Raw genomic sequence first — 3,490 nt, 5'->3', positions numbered from 1 at the left:
GTCGTGGGGTCGGGGGTGCCGCGTAGGGGGATCACCTTCGCCATGCCGTTCCCGGGTCCGGTGTCCGGGGCGCCGGGCGGCGCGGCCAGGTCCGGATCCGGCTCGGTCGCCGTGTCGGCCTCCGCCAGCGCGTGGAGGGCCGAGCGCACTCCCCCGGCCCCCCGGTCCGACCCGGTGGCCGCGAGCACCAGGCCCTCGGCCGCAGCACGCCAGCTCGTGCGGTTCGACAGGTCCGCCGTGGCGGCGGCCAGGACCGGGGGCGCGTCGGGGCACCAGGGCGCCCATGCGGCCAGCGCGGCGTAGGCGAGGGCGGCCGTCGGCGGGTCGTCGGTCGTGGAGACGTCCCGGACGAGCCGCGCGTACCGCTCCCGGTGGTGTTCCGGCAGGTCGAGCGGCGCGACGCGCAGCACGGCGGCGCGGAGCACCGGCGCGGCCCCGGCGGCATCGTGCAGCAGCGTCCACACCGGCTCCTCGGCGAGCAGCGCGCCCGCGAAGGCGACGCACGCGGCCCGTACGTCGAGGTGCGCGCCCCGCCTCCGGTACGCCGCGGTGAGCAGGCGCGCGGCGACCGGGGCCGGCAGCCGGACCGCCGCCAGCCGGGCGGCCTCCTTGCGGGCGGTCACCTTGGCGTCCGGCGCGAACAGCACCCCGCGCAGCAGGTCGGACAGGTGGGAGGGCGCCACGTGCCGGGACGCGCGCGTGGCGGCGTACACCGCGACGCGCGCCCGGTCGTCACCGGCGTGCGCGAGCAGTTCGGGCAGCGCGTCACCGGGGCGGTCGGTGTGGACGAGCGCGCCGAGCGCGGCCTCCGCGACGACGACGTCGCGCGCACCGGTCCGGCGCCGCACCGTGCCGGCGCCGAGGCCCGGTACCCGCGCGGCCTGCTCGACGGCGGCCGCGCGGGTGTACGCCGGCAGCTTCGGGTCGTCGGCGACCCTCTCCAACTGCCGCACCGCCGCCGCCTGCTGGCGTGGCAGCCAGCGCCGGGCGTCCCGGTCCACGGGCMCGTGCCACGGGCTGCCCCGGGTGAGGAAGCGTCCGTAGGGCGGGGTGTCCGCGAGGAGCACGTCGAGGAGGTCGGTCCGGCGGCGGGTGAGCACGTCGAGCACGGGCCCGAGCGTCCCCGCCGAGGCGTCGAGCGCGAGGACGCGCGCGGCGCGCTCGTCACGCCCGGCGGGCGGTTCGAGCCAGAGCCGGACGGCGTTGCGCACGGTCGTGTCGTTGCCGAACCGGACCGCCTGCCACAGGAGTTCCTGCAATTCGGCCATACCGGCGGCGCGCCGCCCCACGGCCCGGGCCAGCGCGAAGGCGAGGCTGTAGTCCCCCTTCTCCGCCCCGGCCTCGGTCCACGGCCGCAACGCCTCGTACACCTGGTGCTCCTGCCCCCGGCGCAGCGTCTCGTCGAGCCGGCCGAGGTCGGCGCCGCCGGTGCTGCCGGAGATCCGTACGAGGGTGCGCAGGGACCAGTTGACCAGGTCCCTCGCCCCGTCCGCGGCGTGCTCCCGCAGGACGGCCAGGGCGAGTTCACGGAGGTTGCGCCGGGTCGCGGGCGAGGAGTCCCGGGCGTCGACGGCGTCGGCGGCGATCCGGTCGAGGTGCGGCTCTGCCGCGTCGGTGAACAGCGCCGGCGGTATGCGGGACAGCGCCCACAGGGCGGGCTGGCGCACCGGGTCCTGCTCGTTGCGGAGCCGGGCGCACTCCTCCAGTACGGAGACGACGGCGGCGCGATCGCCGGAGCGGCCCGCGTTGGCGACGAGCAGCGGCCAGGCACGGGCCCGGTCCTCGGCGGCGGGGCGGCGCGTGGCCTCGACGAGCCGCTCCCGCACCCGGGCGACCGGCAGATAGGACTCGGCGAGCAGGACGGTGTCCCGGTCCGCACCGCTCTCCTGCGCCACGGCGGCCATCCGCTCCGCCACGTCGGCCACGTGGCTGCGGGGCAGGACGTCGAGGATGCCGACGTCGACGGCGGCGGCGCCGCGCGGACCGCGGCCGGCCGTCGCCTCGGTGTAGAAGGCGTGGCGGCGGGCGGGCGGCAGCACCGCGAGGAGGTCGGCGAGCCGGCCGGTCGCGGCCAGCGCGCTGCCGAGGGCGTCCAGTCCGGCCGCGTCCGAGCGGGCCAGTGCGCGCAGCAGCGAACGGTTGTGCAGGGCACCGGACGCATAACCGCCGGCGGCGAGCAGCCGCAGCACGCGGTCCGGGGCGACGGCTGCCAGTGCGGTCAGCCGGTCCTGGAGCTGCCACGGCAGCACGGCGGGGGCGAAGCGCTCGACCAGCTCCAGCGCGCGCAGCGGCTCGGCGCGCACGGTGACCGCCACGGCCTGCGCGTACCGGTGCCACCAGGCGTCGCGCAGGGCGGGCGGCAGGGCCGTCAACTCGCCCTCGACCGCGTCCAGGAGGGTCGCGGCGTGCCGTCTGCCCAGGGCCGTCCAGCCGCGTACGGCGTGGAAGAGCGGGGGCAGGAGCCGGCCGACCGTCGCCGCCGGGCATCCCGGGAGCAGCCTCGCCGCCTCGGCGTCGCCCCACTCCTTGCGCAGCGGATCGACGAGCCGGTCCGCCAGCGCGGTGCGGCGCCCGGTGGCCACGGCCCGCAGCAGGTCCCGGCGCACGGCCTCGGGTGCGTCGGTGAGGGCCGACTCGTAGGCGGAGTCGGGCACGCCGAGGCAGTCGGCGGCGCGCAGCGCGTGTCCGCGCACGAAGGAGTCGGGGTCGGCGAGGCGGGCGCCGATCCACTCCGCGTCCCGGCTGACGGACGCCGCGACGACGGCGAGCCCCCGCTCGTAGGGTCCGCGCGCGTCCAGCTCGTCCAGCAGGGGACGGGCGTGCGGCAGCTCACGCACGCGTGCGGCGAGTGCGCGCATGCGCGCCGGGTACGGCAACGGATCGAGAGCGTTCAGCAGGCTGTCGGCCTGGTGCCGCGGCGTGTGGACCATGGGGTGGATTGTGCCTGCCCGAAGCGGCGGCGTGCACCGGATCCCCCATCGGCCGCGGTACCGCTCCCGGCGTTCAGTGCTGGGCGCGTCGGAGGCTGAGCCGTTCCTTCTCGGACAGGCCGCCCCAGACGCCGAAGCGTTCGTCGTGGCTGAGCGCGTAATCCAGGCATGCGGAGCGCATCTCGCACATGCCGCAGATCTGCTTGGCCTCCCGTACCGAGCTGCCCGGCTCGGGAAAGAAGAAGTCGGATCCGGTCTGGGCGCACAGTGCCTGTTCCTGCCAGGAGAGGTCGGGCACGGCGGTGATGTCGTTGCGCATGCCGGCGATCGTCCCGCGCCCCGAAAAACGTTCGATCAACACCAACTCAACGCCCCGTTTTCCAGGGGCACGGGCAACGGCCCGTCCCTTCAGGGGCGCGGGGAACTGCGCGACCAGCCACGACGCACCCGCACCCAAAAAACGACCCGTCTTTCCAGGGGCGCGGGGAACTGCGCGAGCAACCACGACGCACCCGCACCGGACAACCGACCCGTTCTTCAGGGGCGCGGGGAACGGCGCG

2 protein-coding genes are annotated in these 3,490 nt (G+C 76.8%); both read right to left on the bottom strand.

What is annotated here, in order from left to right; all coding sequences use genetic code 11:
* Nucleotides 1-2,930: hypothetical protein (locus tag FGF04_RS38520; RefSeq protein WP_149516043.1), on the bottom strand; the 2,930-nt coding region annotated here is incomplete at its 3' end.
* A 73-nt stretch (nt 2,931-3,003) separates the two neighbouring features.
* A complete protein-coding gene (locus FGF04_RS38515; protein WP_149516042.1) occupies nt 3,004-3,288 on the bottom strand; it encodes a WhiB family transcriptional regulator in 285 nt (94 codons plus the stop codon).
* Nucleotides 3,289-3,490 lie beyond the last annotated feature (202 nt).

Origin of the sequence: Streptomyces apricus, assembly GCF_008369065.1 — a bacterium.
GTDB lineage: Bacteria > Actinomycetota > Actinomycetes > Streptomycetales > Streptomycetaceae > Streptomyces > Streptomyces apricus.
The sequence above is the reverse complement of the archived record's forward strand: the minus strand, read 5'-3'. Positions and strand labels throughout refer to the sequence as shown.